At 28.5% G+C, this 19,496-nt stretch carries 18 protein-coding genes and 2 pseudogenes; 12 read left to right on the plus strand and 8 right to left on the minus strand.

The features are described 5' to 3' along the window. Window positions 1-7 precede the first annotated feature (7 nt). The 11 genes and pseudogenes from hemN to BLT88_RS07120 all read left to right on the plus strand — a co-directional run bounded on the left by hemN (window position 8) and on the right by BLT88_RS07120 (window position 11,352). Window positions 8-1,371: pseudogene (gene hemN, locus BLT88_RS07070) on the plus strand (oxygen-independent coproporphyrinogen III oxidase). Window positions 1,372-1,532: 161 nt separating this feature from the next. Continuing rightward, window positions 1,533-1,700, plus strand: a complete 168-nt coding sequence (gene ccoS / locus BLT88_RS07075; RefSeq protein WP_081958162.1) for a cbb3-type cytochrome oxidase assembly protein CcoS — start codon at window positions 1,533-1,535, stop codon at window positions 1,698-1,700. Window positions 1,701-1,718: 18 nt separating this feature from the next. Continuing rightward, window positions 1,719-3,913: pseudogene (gene ccoN, locus BLT88_RS07080) on the plus strand (cytochrome-c oxidase, cbb3-type subunit I). A 5-nt stretch (window positions 3,914-3,918) separates the two neighbouring features. After that, complete coding sequence (locus tag BLT88_RS14355; RefSeq protein ID WP_091953914.1) at window positions 3,919-4,086, plus strand: CcoQ/FixQ family Cbb3-type cytochrome c oxidase assembly chaperone; 168 nt, start codon at window positions 3,919-3,921, stop codon at window positions 4,084-4,086. Between the two features lie 14 nt (window positions 4,087-4,100). After that, window positions 4,101-4,958: a cbb3-type cytochrome c oxidase N-terminal domain-containing protein gene (locus BLT88_RS07090; protein WP_036786145.1), complete on the plus strand. Its 858-nt coding sequence runs from the start codon at window positions 4,101-4,103 to the stop codon at window positions 4,956-4,958. A 72-nt stretch (window positions 4,959-5,030) separates the two neighbouring features. Then, window positions 5,031-6,452 (plus strand): cytochrome c oxidase accessory protein CcoG, encoded by a 1,422-nt coding sequence (ccoG, locus tag BLT88_RS07095; protein ID WP_091953915.1) that lies wholly within the window; start codon window positions 5,031-5,033, stop codon window positions 6,450-6,452. Window positions 6,453-6,464: 12 nt separating this feature from the next. Beyond that, window positions 6,465-6,911 (plus strand): FixH family protein, encoded by a 447-nt coding sequence (locus BLT88_RS07100; protein ID WP_091953917.1) that lies wholly within the window; start codon window positions 6,465-6,467, stop codon window positions 6,909-6,911. Next, window positions 6,911-7,615: a sulfite exporter TauE/SafE family protein gene (locus tag BLT88_RS07105; protein ID WP_091953918.1), complete on the plus strand. Its 705-nt coding sequence runs from the start codon at window positions 6,911-6,913 to the stop codon at window positions 7,613-7,615. Before BLT88_RS07100 ends, BLT88_RS07105 begins: the two co-directional genes overlap by 1 nt. A 519-nt stretch (window positions 7,616-8,134) precedes the next feature. After that, window positions 8,135-9,847 (plus strand): ATP-binding protein, encoded by a 1,713-nt coding sequence (locus BLT88_RS07110; RefSeq protein WP_091953920.1) that lies wholly within the window; start codon window positions 8,135-8,137, stop codon window positions 9,845-9,847. A gap of 157 nt (window positions 9,848-10,004) precedes the next feature. Further along, on the plus strand, window positions 10,005-10,706 hold the full coding sequence (locus BLT88_RS07115; protein WP_036786170.1) for a LytTR family DNA-binding domain-containing protein: 702 nt from the start codon (window positions 10,005-10,007) through the stop codon (window positions 10,704-10,706). Window positions 10,707-10,899: 193 nt separating this feature from the next. Next, a complete protein-coding gene (locus tag BLT88_RS07120; RefSeq protein WP_091953921.1) occupies window positions 10,900-11,352 on the plus strand; it encodes a glycosyltransferase in 453 nt (150 codons plus the stop codon). Window positions 11,353-11,611: 259 nt separating this feature from the next. Here the strand turns inward: BLT88_RS07120 and BLT88_RS07125 are convergent, their stop codons facing one another. The 4 genes from BLT88_RS07125 to mnmE all read right to left on the minus strand — a co-directional run bounded on the left by BLT88_RS07125 (window position 11,612) and on the right by mnmE (window position 14,786). Further along, on the minus strand, window positions 11,612-12,121 hold the full coding sequence (locus tag BLT88_RS07125) for a hypothetical protein (protein ID WP_143741107.1): 510 nt from the start codon (window positions 12,119-12,121) through the stop codon (window positions 11,612-11,614). 321 nt (window positions 12,122-12,442) lie between these two features. Next, the gene (locus BLT88_RS07130; protein WP_091953923.1) at window positions 12,443-12,808 is read right to left on the minus strand and encodes a YchJ family protein; all 366 of its coding nucleotides are present in this window, start codon (window positions 12,806-12,808) and stop codon (window positions 12,443-12,445) included. Window positions 12,809-12,810: 2 nt separating this feature from the next. Continuing rightward, window positions 12,811-13,167, minus strand: a complete 357-nt coding sequence (locus BLT88_RS07135; RefSeq protein ID WP_091953925.1) for a hypothetical protein — start codon at window positions 13,165-13,167, stop codon at window positions 12,811-12,813. Between the two features lie 224 nt (window positions 13,168-13,391). Then, window positions 13,392-14,786, minus strand: coding sequence for a tRNA uridine-5-carboxymethylaminomethyl(34) synthesis GTPase MnmE (mnmE, locus tag BLT88_RS07140; RefSeq protein ID WP_091953926.1), 1,395 nt, complete (start codon window positions 14,784-14,786; stop codon window positions 13,392-13,394). A gap of 105 nt (window positions 14,787-14,891) precedes the next feature. Here mnmE and BLT88_RS07145 point away from each other — a divergent pair, with 105 nt between their 5' ends. Continuing rightward, window positions 14,892-15,230, plus strand: a complete 339-nt coding sequence (locus BLT88_RS07145; protein ID WP_091953928.1) for a DUF4870 domain-containing protein — start codon at window positions 14,892-14,894, stop codon at window positions 15,228-15,230. 174 nt (window positions 15,231-15,404) lie between these two features. Here the strand turns inward: BLT88_RS07145 and BLT88_RS07150 are convergent, their stop codons facing one another. Genes BLT88_RS07150 through BLT88_RS07165 form a run of 4 tightly spaced genes read right to left on the minus strand, consistent with a single transcriptional unit; the run spans window position 15,405 to window position 19,487 of the window. Continuing rightward, the gene (locus BLT88_RS07150; RefSeq protein WP_036786197.1) at window positions 15,405-15,839 is read right to left on the minus strand and encodes a DUF4268 domain-containing protein; all 435 of its coding nucleotides are present in this window, start codon (window positions 15,837-15,839) and stop codon (window positions 15,405-15,407) included. Between the two features lie 37 nt (window positions 15,840-15,876). After that, window positions 15,877-16,458 carry a tRNA-(ms[2]io[6]A)-hydroxylase gene (locus BLT88_RS07155; protein WP_091953929.1) on the minus strand — a complete coding sequence of 194 codons (582 nt, stop codon included), beginning with the start codon at window positions 16,456-16,458 and terminating at the stop codon, window positions 15,877-15,879. 5 nt (window positions 16,459-16,463) lie between these two features. After that, window positions 16,464-18,653: a SulP family inorganic anion transporter gene (locus BLT88_RS07160; RefSeq protein WP_091953931.1), complete on the minus strand. Its 2,190-nt coding sequence runs from the start codon at window positions 18,651-18,653 to the stop codon at window positions 16,464-16,466. Beyond that, on the minus strand, window positions 18,654-19,487 hold the full coding sequence (locus BLT88_RS07165) for a universal stress protein (protein WP_036786205.1): 834 nt from the start codon (window positions 19,485-19,487) through the stop codon (window positions 18,654-18,656). Window positions 19,488-19,496 lie beyond the last annotated feature (9 nt).

The following is a 19,496-nucleotide window of genomic DNA, read 5'->3' on the forward strand; positions in this document are numbered from 1 at the left end:
TATAAAAATGATAAAATCACTAATTCAAAAATATAATATTCCAGGTCCAAGGTATACTAGTTATCCTACAGTTCCTTTTTGGGACGAAGCAACGTTCACAAAAAAAAATGGATTAAAACATTTAGAGATTCTTTTAATGAGAGCAATAAATTAGAGGGTATTAGTCTTTATATTCATTTACCTTTTTGTGAGAGTTTGTGTACATTTTGTGCTTGCCATAAACACATTACAAAACGTCATGAAGTAGAGGAGGAGTATATCAAAACGGTTTTAAAAGAATGGAAATTATATGTTGATTTGGTTGATGAAGTACCCATTGTTAAAGAGTTGCATTTAGGAGGAGGGACACCTACTTTTTTTTCTAAAGAGAATTTAAAAGTTTTAATTGATGGAGTGTTTAAAGATGCAATAAAACATGCAGAATCAGAATTTAGTTTTGAAGGACATCCAAGTAATACAACTAAAGAACAGTTGCAAACTTTGTTTGATGTTGGGTTTACGAGAGTCAGTTTTGGCGTACAAGATTATAATGAGAAGGTTCAGAAAGCAATTCATAGAATTCAACCTTTTGAAGTTGTAGAACGAGTTACAAAATGGGCTAGAGAAATTGGCTACACATCAGTAAGTCACGATTTAATTTTTGGTTTGCCCTTTCAAACCAAAGAAAACGTTATTTATACAATCGATAAAACAAAAGAATTAAAGCCAGATAGAATTTCCTTTTATAGTTATGCTCATGTGCCTTGGGTAAAAGGTGTAGGTCAAAGAGGATTTAATGAAAACGATTTACCAAAAAATGAAGAAAAAAGAGAGTTATATGAAATTGGAAAACAACTATTTTCTGAATTGCAGTATGAAGAAATTGGTATGGATCATTTTGCGTTAAAGACCGATAGTTTATATCAGGCGACAATCAACAAAACATTGCATAGAAATTTTATGGGGTACACATCCAACAAAACTCAATTAATGATTGGTTTAGGAATGTCAGCAATTTCTGATTCTTGGTATGGATTTGCACAAAATGTAAAAACGGTTAAAGAATACCAACAAATTGTAAATTTAGGAGAAATTGCAGTTTATAGAGGACATCTATTATCCGTGGAAGATCAAATTATAAGAAGGCATATTTTAAATATAATGTGTCATTTTGCTACTTCTTGGGAAGAAAAATCAACTCAAATCAAAAATATTGAAATGCACTTAGGTCTTTTACAAGAACTGCAAAAAGATGGTTTGGTGAAAATTGAAGAAAACTCTCTCTCAATTCCAGGACATGCTAGACCTTTTGTAAGAAATATTTGCATGGCTTTTGATAAAAGGTTGCAAGAAAAAGAACCGGCAACAAAACTATTTTCAATGACAATTTAAAGTGTTTAAAACAATTTTATAGAAACTTTTTTTTACCAAAATAAACAACAATATTATTAATCTTCTTGATTTTTTTTTGTTAAAAACTCAAATATGATAAAAGTCATATATTAAGAATTGTATCAAAACTATTTTTGAAATATTAAATTATCAGGCAAGATATGAGCGTAATATATTTACTACTTACCTTAAGTATTTTAGTGGCATTAATATTTTTTATAGCATTTATTTATTCAGTAAAAAGAGGGCAATATGATGACTCATATACGCCATCTGTTCGCATGCTATTTGATGATGAACTCGTAAAGAAAAACAAGAAAATTAACTAAATATTAATACATTAAATTATGGAGATGCAACAATTTTATTACGATAATAAAATCGTAAAAAAATTCATTTATGCGACATTACTATGGGGAATAGTAGGGTTTAGTATAGGTTTACTATTAGCTTTTATGTTTTTATTTCCAAATCTTACAGACGGCATATCCTGGCTAAGTTTTGGACGTTTAAGACCTTTACATACTAATGCTGTAATTTTTGCTTTTGTAGGAAATGCAATTTATGCAGGAGTTTATTATTCACTTCAGCGATTGTTAAAAGCGAGGATGGCAAGTAATTTTTTAAGTAATTTTAATTTTTGGGGTTGGCAATTAATCATTGTTGCAGCCGCAATTACTCTTCCTTTGGGGTACACTAGCTCAAAAGAATATGCAGAGTTAGAATGGCCAATAGACATCTTAATAGCGTTAGTTTGGGTTGCATTCGGTGTAAATATGATTTGGACAATTTTACAACGAAGACAACGTCATTTATATGTTGCTATTTGGTTTTATTTAGGAACATTTGTTACTGTAGCTGTGCTTCATATTTTTAATAGTTTAGCATTACCAGTAAGTTTTTTAAAAAGTTATTCTGTTTATGCTGGCGTTCAAGATGCTCTTGTGCAATGGTGGTATGGTCATAATGCAGTTGCATTTTTTTTAACAACACCATTTTTAGGTTTGATGTACTATTTTGTTCCAAAAGCTGCAAATAGACCTGTTTATTCTTATCGATTATCAATAGTGCACTTTTGGTCTTTAATTTTTATATATATCTGGGCAGGACCGCACCATTTATTATACACCTCATTACCAGATTGGGCTCAGAATTTAGGAGTTGCATTTTCTGTTATGTTAATTGCTCCTTCTTGGGGGGGATGATAAACGGCTTATTGACTTTAAGAGGTGCTTGGGACAAAGTTAGAACAGATCCTGTTTTAAAGTTTATGGTGGTTGCAATTACAGGTTATGGTATGGCAACTTTTGAAGGCCCAATGTTATCGCTTAAAAATGTAAATGCAATAGCACACTTTTCTGATTGGATTATTGCACACGTTCACGTTGGTGCACTAGCATGGAATGGATTCTTCACTTTTGGAATGCTGTATTGGCTAATACCAAGAATGTTTAAATCAAAATTATATTCAGTGCCATTAGCAAACTTCCATTTTTGGATAGGAACTTTAGGAATTATATTATACACTTTACCAATGTATGTTGCCGGTTTCGTGCAAGCTTCTATGTGGAAACAGTTTAATCCTGATGGATCTCTTACGTATGGAAACTTCTTAGAAACAGTTAATGAGATTATTCCGATGTATTGGATGCGGGCAATAGGAGGAACTATGTTTATAATAGGTGTAATTGTAATGTTATACAATGTTGTACAAACTGTAAAGTCAGGCAGTGGAGTAGAAGATGAGCTAGCAGAAGCAGCGGCTTTAGCCAAGGTTTCTAAATATAGAACAAAAGGTGAAGGTTGGCATACTTGGTTAGAAAGAAAGCCAATTAAATTAACAATTTTTGCAACAGTTGCAATCCTAATTGGAGGTGTTGTTCAAATTATACCAACATTATTAGTGAAGTCTAATATACCAACAATTAGTAGCGTAAAACCATACACTCCTTTAGAGTTAGAAGGAAGAGATTTATACATAAGGGAAGGTTGCGTAGGCTGTCACTCTCAGATGATAAGGCCTTTTAGAAGTGAAGTAGAGCGTTATGGTGAATATTCTAAAGCTGGTGAGTTCGTGTATGACCATCCATTTTTATGGGGGAGTAAACGTACCGGACCAGATTTACACAGAATTGGTGCAAAATATTCTGATAGTTGGCATTTAAACCATATGTACGATCCACAAAGTACATCTCCAGGGTCAATTATGCCATCTTACAAATGGATGATTAGGAATGTCCTTGATAAATCTGATACAGAAGGTAAAATGAAAGCTATGGTTGCTTTAGGAGTTCCTTATTCAGAAGAAGAAATAGCAAATGCACAAGTTGCAATGGATGTTCAAGGAAAAGAAATTGAAGACAATTTACATCAAGATTTAGATTTTGCTAAGAATTATGCAGATGATAAAAAGTATGCAAAGGAAAATGGAGAAGAGTTTGTTGAAATGAAGAATAGAGAAATCGTTGCTATCATAGCTTACATTCAAAGACTTGGAACAGATATTAAAGTTAAAGACGAGCAAAAAACCGATAAAAATTAGAAAATATGTTAAAATTTGTAAAAAATCATATGGAGAGTATCACCGGTATAGAAATATATCCAATGATATCACTAATAATATTTTTCACTTTTTTTGTAGCCTTATTTTGGTGGGTTTTTACAGCAAAAAAGGAGTATATAAATACCGTAAGTAATTTACCGTTAGATCATTAGTAAAATAAATAAAAATGAAAAAATATTTTCAATCCACAGTATATGTAATTTTTGTAATAGTTACGTTTATAGCACTTGCGAAATCTTTTATGGTGTATGAGAACCCCTTTGATCTTTATGAAAACCCTCTTGTCTGGTTGGCATTAATAGGATTAATTTTAGTAGTCGCTTTAAAAGAAATTGTAAATATTATTGCAGTAACTAAGGTAAGACAATTTCAAAATGAAAAAGAGGGTATTGTGCCAGAAGCAGCAGATGCCTGGATTCAAAAGCTAATAAAATCTTGGACAAAAGTAAAACCGATAGAACAAGAGCAAGAAATTATTTTAGACCATAATTACGATGGTATTAGAGAATTAGACAATTCTCTTCCACCTTGGTGGGTGTATATGTTTTATGCAACTATTGTTTTTGCAGTTGTTTATTTAATAAGGTTTGAGGTTTTAGACGGAGATAATCAAATTATGGAATATGAAAAGGCAGTAGCAGCGGCAAGAACGGAAATAGATAAATACAAATCTACGGCTACAGATTTAATTACAGCTGAAAACGTAACTCTACTGACAGAAAGTAAAGATTTAAAAAGAGGTAAAGCTGTTTTTAATTTAAACTGTGCATCTTGTCATTTGTCAGATGGAGGTGGATCTATAGGTCCAAATTTAACAGATGAATTTTGGTTTCTTGGTGGTGGTGTTAAAAATGTTTTTATGACTATTTCTAATGGAGGTAGAGATGGAAAAGGAATGATTGCCTGGAATAAAACTTTAAAAGCAGCAGACATAGCTAAAGTTTCTAGTTATGTAATTTCATTGCAAGGAACTACTCCAGCAAAAGCAAAAATAGCTCAAGGGGAAAAATGGGTTCAAGAATAATAAAGTGTAAAAGAAAAAAGTTTAACAAATAAAGTTAAAAAGAATAATTGGTTAGGTTTTTATAGAAATACCATGGAAATACCCAACAAAGAAAGTTTTAGAGATAGCATTGGTACCATGAATTCAGATGGGAAACGATCTTGGGTATTTCCAAAAAAACCAAGTGGCAGGTTTTATAAATATAGAAGCTATGTAAGTTATTTTCTTTTGATTTTTTTTCTTTTTTCACCATTTTTAAAAATTAAAGGAAATCAGTTTTTACTATTTAATGTCTTAGAACGTAAGTTTAATATTTTTGGATTTCAATTTTGGCCCCAAGATTTCTATTTATTGGTAATTTCAATGATCGTAGGTGTCGTCTTTATAATTCTTTTTACAGTTGTTTTTGGTCGAATTTTTTGCGGGTGGATTTGTCCACAAACTATTTTTTTAGAAATGGTTTTCAGAAAAATTGAACATTTGATTGATGGTAATCGAGGAAAACAAATAAGGCTCAGTAAACAACCTTGGAATGCAGAAAAAATAAGAAAACGAATTCTAAAATGGTCTATTTTTTTTATCATTTCTTTCATTATTGCCAATGTTTTTTTAGCTTATTTAATTGGAGGTGATACAGTTATAGGTTTTATTAAAGGAAACCCCTTAGATAATATTAGAACACTTATATCTCTTATGATTTTTACTTGTGTATTCTATTTTGTTTTTGCTTGGTTTAGAGAGCAAGTATGTATTATAGCCTGTCCTTATGGCCGATTGCAAGGAGTTTTATTAGACAACAAAACTATAAATGTAGCGTATGATTACAAAAGGGGAGAAGGAGAAAATGGAAGAGCTAAATTTAGAAAAAATGAAGACAGAACAGTCGCAGGAAAAGGAGATTGTATAGATTGTAAACAATGCGTGGTAGTTTGTCCGACTGGTATTGATATTAGAAATGGTACGCAATTAGAGTGTATAAATTGTACAGCTTGCATAGATGAATGTGATCATATGATGGAAAACATAGGTTTGCCTAAAGGATTAATTAGATATGCAAGTGAAGATAATATTGCTAAAAAGAAAACATTTAAGTTTTCAGCAAGAATGAAAAGCTATTCAGCCGTATTATTCATACTATTAGGTATTTTAATAGGAATGTTGTTTTTAAGAAATGAAGTAGAGGCTAACATTTTAAGATTACCAGGACAATTATATGAACACAAAGAAAATAATATTATTAGTAATGTGTATACCTACAAAGTTATCAATAAAACAATAAAAGATATTCAAGATGTGAATTATAAAATTTTGTCTCATACAGGTAAAATAAAACTAGTTTCAAATCATAACTTTATAATTCCAAAACAAAGTTTAGCAGAAGGAACTTTATTTATAGAGTTAAATACTTCAGCTATAAAAAAGGATAAAATAAAATTAGAAATAGGAGTTTTTAGTGGAACTAGACTAATAGAAACCACCTTTACAAATTTTCTAGGACCAAGAAGTTACAGATAAAAGAATAGAATTATGAAAATAAATTGGGGTACAGGTATCGTTATTGTTATTGCGGCGTTTATAAGTTTTATTATGTATTTTGTAATTACTATGAGTACAAATAATAAATACAGTTATGATTTAGTAACTGATATCTATTATCAGCAAGAATTACAATACCAAAAACAAATTGAAGCTGAGAAAAATGCAAAAAATTTAATAGAGAATGTAAAACTAAAACATTCTGAATTCGGACTAACCGTAAATTTTCCGAAAGATTTAGATTATAAAATGATTAATGGAAAAGTGTTCCTATACAGACCATCTAATAAACAATTAGATTTTGAAATACCTATTTCAATCTCTAAACCATATTTGCTCGTGCCTGAGAAACGTTTATTAGATGGTCGTTGGAACATTATTGTGTCTTGGACTTATGAGAAAAAAGATTATTTATTTAAAAAAGAATTAAACTTATAATGTTTTTATCTGCAATCATATTTGGTGTATTCGGGAGTTTTCATTGCATAGGAATGTGTGGTCCAATAGCTTTTATGCTGCCGGTAGACAGACAGAAACCGTTAAAAACTTTTTTCCAAATTTTAAGTTATCATTTTGGAAGGTTATTAACTTATAGCTTCATTGGTTTGCTTTTTGGTATTTTAGGCAAAGGTTTTTATTTCTTTGGATTTCAGCAGCAATTATCGATTATTACAGGTGTTTTAATGATTTTTATAATTCTTTTTCCTAGAATATTTAAAAAATTCAGTTTTTCTAAAAATATAAGTACCATCATTTTCAGAATAAAAAATAGCTTAGGAAAAGAGTTGAAAAAGAAAGGAAATGACACTTTTTTTACCATTGGATTTTTAAATGGTTTTTTACCTTGTGGTTTGGTATATATGGCTATTTTTGGAGCAATAGCAGCTTCTAATCCACTGTCAGGCAGTTTATATATGTTTTTATTTGGTTTAGGTACCATTCCGTTAATGACAGCGGTGGTTTATTTAGGCCGCTTTACCAAAGGTAACTTCAGAAAAAATATTCAAAAAGCAATTCCAATTTTTGTTGTTTTTATTGGCACTTTATTTATTTTAAGAGGTTTGGGTTTAGGCATACCTTTTATTTCTCCATTAGAACCTATTTTATCTTCTGCTGGAAGCAGTGCACGAAGTTGTTTTTAAGATAAATTTATTTTCTGATTTTGTATTCTATTAATTCATCTATATTTAATTGAATTTTATCTATAGAAGTATAACTATTAATCAATTATAAAATACCGTAATCATAAAATGACATAATTTAGTTTTAGTGAATTTATTTTAAATTTCTTAAATGAGCTATGCTCTTTTTACTTGAATAATTTTAAAATAAAGTTATTTAACTAAATATTTCAGTTTTGTAGAATTAAATGATGAGAAAATTACCTTCATTAAAATGGAAATAAATTAGTTTAGTTAAAGAGTCTTAATTATTTATTATCAATAGTTGTTCATATGAAAAAATTTATGGAATTTACTTTTAAATAATGTTAAGAGTATTAAAAAAATGGTTCGAGGGACTTCAAAGAGTGATAATGAAGTGTATTCTATATTATTTAGATAGGATTACCATTTTTAATGTCTAATATTATAAATTATAAAATCAAAATTATTGTTACCTTGCGTTACTAGATTCCAAACAAATTTATACTCAATTAAAGTTTGATAAAAAAAGAAATCTTTCAAAGAGAATTAGAGCGTCAAAAGAAAGCTAGAGCGTTAGCTGAAGAAATTCTCGAGAGTAAGTCTTTAGAACTATATAATACTGCTGAAGAATTAAAAAAAGTTAATAAAAAACTAGAAGACCTTTTAGTAGAAAAAAACTCTCAATTACAAGGTGTTTTTGAGAATATAAATGATGCCTACATTGCAATGGATTTGGAAGGTAATGTGTTGAAAATAAATGATATTGCTGAAAGTTTTTTTGGTTATAATTTTAGAAAAGAAGCTATAAATGTTTTAGATCTTATTTATGAAGAGGACTATACTTATGCAATGGAATCATTTGCAGAGTTAATAAAAAAAGGTTATTTTTATCAATATACTGCAAGAATTATTACAAAAAGTAAAAAAATAAAATGGGTTCAAATTAATGCAAGTATTATTTTTGATAATTCTAATAATGCCATTGGAGCCCAAGGAATTATAAGAGATATAACGGAAGAAAGAGAGAAGAAAATAATATTAGACTTAAATAACAACATAGCAAAATCTATTTTAGGAAAAGAAAATATAACTGAAATAGCTTGGTTAATTTCTAATCAAATTGCTAGCTATTTAGGAACGAATGATTGCGTAATTTATTTAGTTGATGATTGCACAAATACTTTAGAACAAATAGCTGCATCAGGAAATAAATTATCTCCAAATAAAGAGATATTAAATAAAATAGTTATACCAATAGGAAAAGGTATTGTTGGTGAAGTTGCAAATACTGGGAAGTATGAAATAATAAATGATACCAGTAAGGATGAGAGATATATAATAGATGATGAATTTAGATTTTCCGAAATTACGGTGCCTATAATAAGTGATGGTCATATTATTGGTGTTATTGATGCCGAACATAAAGAAAAGAATTATTTTAAAAAAGAACATGTAACTGCATTAGAAAGTACAGCCGTTATAGTTGCATTGCAATTTAAAAGTGCCCTAAATTTAAGGGAAAGAAAAGAGGCTGAAACAAAAAATATAGAACTTTTAAGAAAATTAGAAAAAAGTAATCAGGAATTACAGGAGTACGCGCACATAGTTTCTCATGATTTAAAATCTCCATTAAGAAGTATTACAGCTTTAATATCATGGATAAAAACAGACAATATAAATGTATTTGATGAGGAGAGTTTACAAAATTTTCAAGATTTAGATTTAACTTTAGAAACCATGGATAATCTAATTACTGATGTTTTAAAGTACGCTAGTTTAGATGCAAATGTTTCGAATGATGAATATGTGAAATTAGACCCACTAATAAGAAACTTAATTAATGTTTTATACATACCTAAAAATATTTCTATTAATATTTTAAATAAGCTACCATCTATAAAAGGTGATAAAACAAAGTTTCAACAATTATTTCAAAATTTAATTGGAAATGCAATTAAGTTTAGTAACAAAAAAGAAGGATTTATAAATATTGACGTGGAAGATTTTCATTCTTTTTACAAGTTTTCAATTAAAGATAATGGCATTGGTATTGAAAAAAGACATTTTGAACGTATTTTCAAAATATTTCAATCACTTGAAAAATCAAAAGATTCATCAGGTATAGGCTTATCAATAGTTAAAAAAATTGTAGATATCTATAAAGGTGAAGTTTGGCTTGAATCTGAAATAGATAAAGGAACCATTTTTTATTTTACATTAAAAAAATAAAAACTCTTTAAGTGTTATTCTTATAAAAAAATAGTATTTTAGTTCTTTTAACAGTTGTTATGGCTATTAAATTTGAAAACCCCCAGTTTTTATAGGTTTGCATTATTTTTTTAATATACCAACAACGATATCAATTATGGAAAAATAATTATTTTACATGGAGTGTATTATTATTGATGATGAAAAAATGGCAAGAGTTATTACTCGAACTTTAAGTGAAGAAATTTCAGAGTTAAAGGTTGTTGATGAGTTCTCGAATGCCATACAGGCTATTAAATTTTTGAATGAAAATCAAATAGATTTAATTTTTTTAGATTTGCATATGCCAGATTTTAATGGTTTAGATTTCATGAAAACATTAAAAAATCCTCCAAAAATTATATTAACAACTTCAGATCCTAATTTTGCTATAGAAGCATTTGAATATGATTTTATTATAGATTACCTCCTTAAACCATTAGAACTATCACGCTTTAAAAAAGCAGTTCAAAAAGCTCAAAAAAATAAAATTGAGTCAATAAAAGAAAATAACACAAAAGAAGATAATTCAAACGATTTCTATATTAATATTGATAGACGGTTAATAAAAATTGATTTACCTAGTATATATTTAATTGAGGCCAGAGGAGATTATATTCAAATAAAAACTGAAGATAAAAATTATATTGTACACTCAACATTAAAGAAAATAGAAGAAAAACTTCCAGATTCGTTATTTTTAAAAATTCATCGTTCTTATGTTATTAATATCAAAAAAATTATTGATATCGAAGATAATAGTGTTTTAATTAAAAAGGATGTAATTCCGGTTAGTAGGTCTAAAAGACCAGAATTAATGAAGCGATTAGATTTACTTTAAATTTTCGTCTTAATAAAACATGCATTTCGTCTACATATATCGTTTAAAGAGCGAAAAATAAAAATTTTACTTCAATAAGTTACTAATTTCGTTACTTAGAGATTATCATGAAAAAAATGATAATTTTAAGGTCATATGCTGTAAGAGATTTACAAGCAAAGCCTTTTAAATAATTTCAAAAAACATCTTTTTAATGAACTCAGGAGTCATTATTATATTTTTAAATAACGAAAAAGAAATTGAAAATAACGAAATAGAAAAATTATTAGATTTAGATGCCTACAACGTATGTTTTGTAAACAATGGTAGTACTGACAATACACTTCATTTACTACAAGATATAAAATTTAAATTAAGAAATAAAATTTCAATAGTTGACATAAAGCATGAAAAGGGATTAAAGTCAGCTATAAAGGCAGGTGCAAGAAGTTTAAGAAGTGAATCATCTGAATACGATTTTATTGTATATTTAAATTCAAATATGCTAGATTATTTAGAATCCTTAAATGATTATTTTACCAATATTAAAGCAAATAGGAAAGAATTAACTCCCATGCCAAGCAGATCTCAAAGGAATGTTTTGAAAGATGTTTTTTCAATAAGCGAACTCTTAAAAAATTCAAATGCTAATGAATTCAATGTATAAGTTCAATTAATATATAAACACCCAAATAATAAATACTTCAATTTATTTAAATTTAAAAGTTTTTACTAGTCAAAAATTTCTTCACTTTTTTTTTAGTTGTTCTAACGCTATAATCCTGATTTAGCTTTTATAGCATTGAAAAAATAGTTAGAATTTATTATTATATTACTTTATAAAGATTTATTTATAAACAGAAGCATGATTTATTTATTAACCTATTGAAATTCGCGGAAATATACTCTTCTGTTTTAAAGGATTATTAAAAACGTTTACCAATTCCAATACCAATAGACCAAGTGCCAAAATTATTTGAACGATAATCATAAAAAATAGTGGGAGCAACATCCCAATGATTTCCAAATTCTACTTCATATTCTAAGCCAGCTCTAATTATAAAAAGATTCTCCGCTTTTTCAATTTCAACACCAGTACCAAAAACTAAAATCCATTCTTTAAAGAACTTCCAAAGTGCATCAAAAGTTAAAACTACAGGAAACTCTTTTTCAATAAAGAATTGTTGATCTTTTTCTATTTCAAAACTTTCGAGTTCTAAATCATTATGGAAACCAATTCCCCATTTTTTATTAAACCAATATTCTATATCTAGACCAATTGAAGGCACAATAACGGTTTTATCACCATCATTGGTTGCCTTAGGAATGTATGTGTGACTTAAAACGGGACTAATTCTCACATTTCTAAAATGTTCTTGTGAGTTTATAATATAGCTATTCAATAAGAATAATAGTACAAGGATCTTTTTCTTCAAAATTATTTTAATTTTCAATTAAATTCAAGGCAAATTTAAGGTGTCTTTTTTTTTTGAAATATGATAAATGTTAATTATTATTCGAAAAGAAAGCTTATCTAAAAAAAACTAAAATCTTAGTATAGATTTATTTTAAATGTGTTCTGACAAAAAAAATAAATGAATAAGTTTGTTTAAATTAAATTTTTTTGACGTTTGATTTTTGACTGTTATTAAGTGCTTTTTAAGTTATTTTAATGAGTAAATAATGGAGATTAAGGCAATATAATAGCTTTTGGAATACTCCATTAAAAAGAGAAATTATAGTATTGAAAATTAAAATTATTTAGCATTTAGATATACCCAATAATTATTTTCTTTACAAAAAACAGAGTTTTCTTGAATAATATCAAAACTTCCATTCTCTATAAAGGTTGCTTTAAATTCAACAAAGTATTCTTTAGAATTTAGTATTTCTAATTTAACCCATCTCACAGACCTTGCCCATAGTTCTAATTCTTTGTATTCTTTTTTCGAAGGACGTGTTGAGCTATGATGACTTTTATTTAAATATTTTATATCCGCCAAGACGAAAGCACTATATCTAGAACGCATTAATTGTTCTGCAGAAATAACTTTTTTTATGTTTTTGTGAGCTTTCTGGCAACAATCTTTGTACAATCGATTTGGATTACAGGGACAATTCATAATTAATTTATAAGTCTATTTTTTTTGATACGAAAGCAATTTTCAGATCCAATAAATTTAGGATTTCCTTTCTCTTCAGACCAAAAGCCTTCTAAAATATCTTTGTTTAAACATTTATAAACTACAACACCTTTATAGATTTTTTTTTCTTCACATTTATAATTAAAGTTGATTACTAGAATATTGTTTTTAAAAAAACCAGTCCCAAATTGTTCTTGTGTTTTGTTGATAATCCATTTTGCAAGAATTCTATTGTTAAGATCTAAAGATAAATGGAGTTCCCCTTTATATGCGTTTTCTAAAGCATCTTGATTACTTCCAATAATGGAATATGTACCAACTAAATCTTGAGCTTTCATTTTATTTTTCTGATATAATTTATAATTTGTCTTTTAAATATAGGGTGAAATTTTACTTGCTTTTAATTCATGTCTCCTCATAAAACCCACAAAGGAAAATGCTAAATGTATTTTAAAATGGACAAACGTTATTTAAATAAAAGTAAAAAAAAAGAAATACTTTAACTCGATTTTATTATCAAAGAAAACAAAGATCTATCAAAAGAAGCTATTAGTAATACAAATTATTTACCAATACAAAAATTACTAAAAATATGTCCAAGAATATCTTTGTCAACATCATATTCTCCCGTAATGTTACCCAAATGACGCAAACACTCTCTAATATCAATTGAAAATAAATCGGTTGATATTTCTATATCAATTCCTTGTTGTACAGAGGTAATAGCAATTAATGCATTATTTAGAGCTTCAAAATGACGAGAATTGGTTACAATAGTTTCATTATTACTTAAAGCTCCAATATTAACAAGAGAAGTCAATTCTTGTTTTAAACCATCTATTCCTGTTTTATTTTTTGCTGATAAAAGAATTAAGTTTTCAATTTCTGATTGTAATATAGAAGAGTCGTAACATGACAAAGTATCAACTTTATTCGCAATTACAAGTAATCTCTTGTTTGGAAATCGATCTTTGATTATTTTAATTTCATGTAAAAAATCTTCACTTGAATAAGCAAATTTATTCGAATCAATCAAGAAAATAATCAACTGAGCATTTTCTGCTTTTTCATATGCTTTTTTAATCCCGATGCTTTCAATAACATCTTCAGTTTCTCTAATTCCTGCGGTATCAATAAAACGAAAAGCAACACCATCAATAATTAATTCATCTTCAATAGCATCTCTAGTAGTGCCGGCAATATCAGAAACAATCGCTTTTTCTTCATTTAAAAGTGCGTTTAAAAGTGTAGATTTCCCCACATTTGGCTCGCCTATAATGGCAACAGGAATTCCATTTTTCATAGCATTTCCAAAAGAAAAAGAATCAATTAAACGTTTTAAAACAAATGTGATTTTTGAAACTAGTTCTTTAAACTTAGTTCTATCAGCAAATTCAACATCTTCACCAGCAAAATCTAATTCAAGTTCTATTAAAGCTGCAAAATTTAATAATTGAGTACGTAATTCTTTTAGTTCATTCGTAATTCCTCCACGCATTTGCTGAATTGCCATTTGATGACTCGCAGCAGAATTAGATGAAATCACATCTGCAACAGCTTCAGCTTGAGACAAATCCATCTTCCCATTTAAAAAAGCTCGCATTGTAAACTCACCATTATCAGCCATTCTACAACCGTTTTGAAGGAATAACTGGATAATTTCTTGCTGAATAAAACTAGAACCATGACAAGAAATTTCAACTACATTTTCTCCAGTATAAGAACGAGGGTTTTTAAAAACAGACACTAAAACTTCATCTAAAATCGTATCTTTATTTATAATATGACCTAAAAGAATAGTATGAGATTTTTGATCTTTTAAAAGCTTAGATTTATTTATAGCTCTAAAATTGACGTCAACAATATCAATAGCTTTTTCACCAGAAAGTCTAATTATAGAAATTGCACCAACTCCAGCAGGAGTTGCTAAAGCTATAATAGTATCTTGTTGAATCATTTTGTAAATATACGGAGGTTAATTTAGATTTTTAAAGTAAAAATTGTAACATAACAAGCAAATTTTCGTCTAGTATATAGACAACCACAAAGCATAAAAAGAATTATGAAAGAAAATAAACAACTTTTAGTACTAACACATTTAAGTCAATTATTAGATTTTGTAACAGGAATTGGAGGCTTTATAGTGCCTTTAGTTTTATGGCTCACAAAAAAAGACGAAATAATAGGAATGAACTTGCATGGAAAATCAATTATAAATTTTAGAATTTCTATTTTTATTTATATTTTATTGTGTATTCCACTAATATTATTATTAGGTTTAGGAATTATAGGAATCATAGCAGTTGTTGTATTCTCTTTTATTTTCCCGATTATTAATGCAATTAAAGCAAGTAATAATGAAGCACCCTATTATCCTTTTAGTATTACTTTTATTCAATAGAAAAATAATTCATATAATTTAAGTTGTTCTTTTTGGTTGATTTTTGTAGCATTACTAAATCCTGAATTATTCATAACCAATTTAAGCTTGTGATTACATGTTTTTTCAAAAAAAAAAGGAATCTGGCTTCAAACCTTAACGTAACTTAATAATAAGATTTAGCGCAAGAATTATTTAGGTAGCTTGTTTAATAAAATCTTCATATTCATAGAAAAAGAGTTCAAATTTAGGCATTGTTTCTACAAAAAACTCATAGCAATCTCTCCAAGTATTTTTATTATGAATGCTAAATTTTCCATCAAAAGGAACATAAATTCTATGAATTATTTTTCTACTTTCTAGCTCATAAGAATTATCAAAAATAACTTCAGGCATTTCAGCTTCTAACAAAACTTTTAAAGAAATCATTTGATCATACAACAATTCATTCGCAATTTCTTCTGGGTGTTCAATATCTAAGCTAACCATTGCTTTCTTTCTATCAGCAACAAATTTAAAAGAGAAGCCCTTAATTTTAGTGTTATATAACAACCATTTCCTTGGAAAAGACTTTCCAAAACTTGTCCAGAATTCTTTACGCAATAATGCAGCTTCTTCTTTAGAGAACATATTTTTAAATTAATTAAAATTAACTTGTTTAACGCTGTTATCCGTGAATTTTAGCTAATCTTCCTCGCTCTTTCATCATATCTGCTTCAAAGTTAACCAATGCACTCCATTTTGCGTCAACAATTTCTCTGTCTTGATATTTACGAGCAAATTGTAAAAAAGTAGTGTAATGGCTCGCTTCAGAAATCATTAGGTTGTTATAGAATTTAGCCAATTCTTGATCTTCCATGTTTTCAGAAAATACTTTAAAACGTTCACAACTCCTTGCTTCAATTAAAGCAGCAATTAGTAACCGCTGCACTAGAGCATTCGTTCGATCTTTTGTTTTAGTAAAAAATTTTTGTAATCTAATGGCATAATCATTCTTTTGTTCTCTCCCTAAAACCATTCCACGTTTTACCATTAATAAATGTACCATTTTAAAATGTTGCATTTCTTCAATGGCAATGTTGCTCATTTCTTTTACTAATTCAGTTTCTTCAGAATAATTAATAATAATAGAAACCGCGTTTGAAGCAGCTTTTTGTTCTAAAAAAGCGTGGTCTGTTAATATCTGTTGTAAGTTATCTTTGGCTATTGTTGCCCAAGAAGTTTCTGTCTCAAATTGTAATCCTAACATTATAATTAAATTATTTTTTGCAGCCCAATTCCAAAATAGGCTAGAGCTTTCATTTCTTTTACACTAGAAAAACGTTCATTTCCGATAATTAAGAGTCCGTTTTCTGAAGCTTCAATATGATATTGTTTATTACTTTCAAAGAACAAAATTAATTCATCAGTAAAAAAGATTCTTATTTTTTTTTGATTTTTCCCAGATAAATAAAATCGTTTGCTAAAATCTGGATGGTCATCGATATCAATATCTTTATAACCAGCAAAGTCCATAATATATTCAAAAATACCTTCCTTATCCAAAGTAAAAAAAGGAATGTCTTTTTTTGTGTGAATATGCAGCATTGTAGACTTAATTACTTGTTTGGCAATCATTTCACCTTCGGAAAATTGTACATCGAAAATAGTGCAGTCCCCGTTAGAAAGTACGTTAGAAACTTTGTTTATCCTTCTATTTTTAAAATATCCAAAAGTGGGTAATTCTTTCATTTCTTGCTCAGAAAAAGCATCGTATTTCCAATGCATTTCTAAACTAATTTTTTCTATTGATTTTTGCCTTTTCGTTAAAACTTTATTTATTTTCTGTATTTGTTTAGGGATAATTTTGCGCAAAGCAAATGGATGATCACTTGCAGGTTTAGAGTCATCTAAACCAATTACTTCAAAATGACCTCCTTTTCGGGCAAAGGTTTCTGCGAAATTGTTCATGTTTTCCATTACGGAATCATCCACAAAATCACACATAGAAAAATCGATAATTGCTTCTTCTGTTTCTGGAATTTGATTTAATTTCGATTTTAGTTTGGTATAGTTTAGGAAGCTAGAAAAATGTTTCACACTTACATAATATTTTTGATCTTCTTTAAACATTAATACATTTGGTTTTAAAATGTTTTTAAAGAATAAACTTGCTTTTTTGTTGATGATAATATGAATGATTAAAGTAATCAAAATTCCTACTAAAATACCTGTAATTAGACTCGTTGCAATTGTTGTGAACAGCGTTACTAAAAAAATAATTAATTGTTCTTTACCAACTTTAAAAACCTTTCTAATGTTTTCTGGGGAAGCTAGTTTATACCCTGTAAAAACCAAAATTGCAGCTAAAGCGGGCAATGGTATTTTGCGTAATTCCGTTGCAAATAATAAAATAAAAGCCAACAAAAAGCCTGCATGAAAAAAGTTAGCAGATCTGTTAGAACCGTTATTATTTACATTTACAGAACTTCTCGCAATTACAGTTACAACATTTAAACCTCCTAAAAAGCCACTAATGACAGTAGCCAATCCTAAAGCTCTAATATCTTTGTTTACATTAGAACGTCTTTTTAAAGGATCTAATTTATCAACAGCTTTAATACTGAGTAAACTTTCTATACTAGCAATTAATGTAATTCCAATTACAGCATTTATAAAGCTAAGCTCGTACACTTTACTAAAATCTGGAAAAGCAAAATTTGATAAAATATCATTCGGTAAACTAATTAATAAGCTTTTATGAATCGGATAATCTGAGCTTGAAAAAACATCAAAATAATAGTACATACCCACACATAAAACTACAATCCACATAGGAGCAGGAACTAATTGAAAATATCTATTTCTAATTTTTCCATAAAATATCATAATCAGTAAGCTCACAATTCCCACTAAACCAGCATAAAACATGCTAGAGTTTTCAGTATTGATAAGATTTATTATTCCCTCAGGGAGCTGAATAAGTAACTCAATAATACTACCCTTTGTAGCAGTATTGCCCAACATTACATGTATCTGTTTTGCGAATATACCAATACCGATGGCAGCCAACATTCCTTGAATTGCTGAGGATGGAAAGAAATCACCTAAAGACCCCATTCTTAAAAAACCTAAAATAATCATTATTATTCCAGAAATTACAATGGCAGCCAAAGTGTATAAAAAGCCTTGGTGCATATCTCCATTCCCAAGTGTTGTTATAGCCGCTAATATTACGACTACTAAACCATTACCTGGACCTGTAATTGTCACATTAGAACCACCAATTAAAGAAACTACTGTTCCACCAACAATGGCAGCAATGATTCCAGAAATAGGAGGAGCACCAGATGCCAAAGCCAAACCTAAACCCAAGGGTAGTGCAATTAAAGAAACTACAAAACCAGCAAATAGATTCTGTGGAATTTCAGATATAAATGTTTTAAATATACTTTGTTTTTTCATTTATTTTACAATTAAAACATCTGTGGGTAATTCTGATAAAATATATTCAATATCATGAGGGAAAATTCTGTCTAATACACTTAATTTAGAAGGAGCATTCATCACTAATAAATCAGCTCTTTTAAGTTTCGCATAATGACCAATAGAATAACCTCTTTTACCAAAGATACTTTGAGTCTTTACAGATAGATTAGAACAATCTATATCCTTTAAAATACTTTTTACACGTCTATCTTCTCTTGTTTTAATTCGTTCCTTAGCAATAGTGGCTCTTCTTAAAGAAATATCATCATTAACTTTCACGTGTAACTCTTCTTGTTTAATTTCCTCAACGATGGTAATTTTTTTACAATTTAATTTTTTGGTTATAAAAAAAGAAGTTTTAATAGTTTCTTCTGTTCTATTGTCGCTTAAACCATTAACTACTATGTGTTTACAGGAAACTCTTTCAACCGATGGTTTTATTAGTAAAAGAACAGAGCAAGGTGCTTTTCTCGTAATCTTTCTAGCAATAGAACCTACATAATATTTAAATAAATTTTCTCTTTGAAGGGCTCCAAGAATTAGTAAATCAATATTTTCGTTAGAAGATGTTTGTAAAATTACATCTACTGGTTTTCCTTCTTGCCAGATTACTTTAAAATTTTTATTTAAAGAGTCTGCTTCTTCTAAAAGAGCATTTAAATCAGTAATTTTTTTGTCAGTTTTTTTGCCTACATGCACTCCTACTAATTCAGCATCAAACATATTAGCTAATCTTACCGCTTCAAAAATGTTTGGTTTTAAGTTTGGAGAAAAAGCAACACCAATAAGTATTTTGTCTATCTTTTGCAATAGGAAGTC

Origin of the sequence: Polaribacter sp. Hel1_33_78 (assembly GCF_900106075.1) — a bacterium.
In the GTDB taxonomy this organism is placed as follows: Bacteria; Bacteroidota; Bacteroidia; order Flavobacteriales; family Flavobacteriaceae; genus Polaribacter.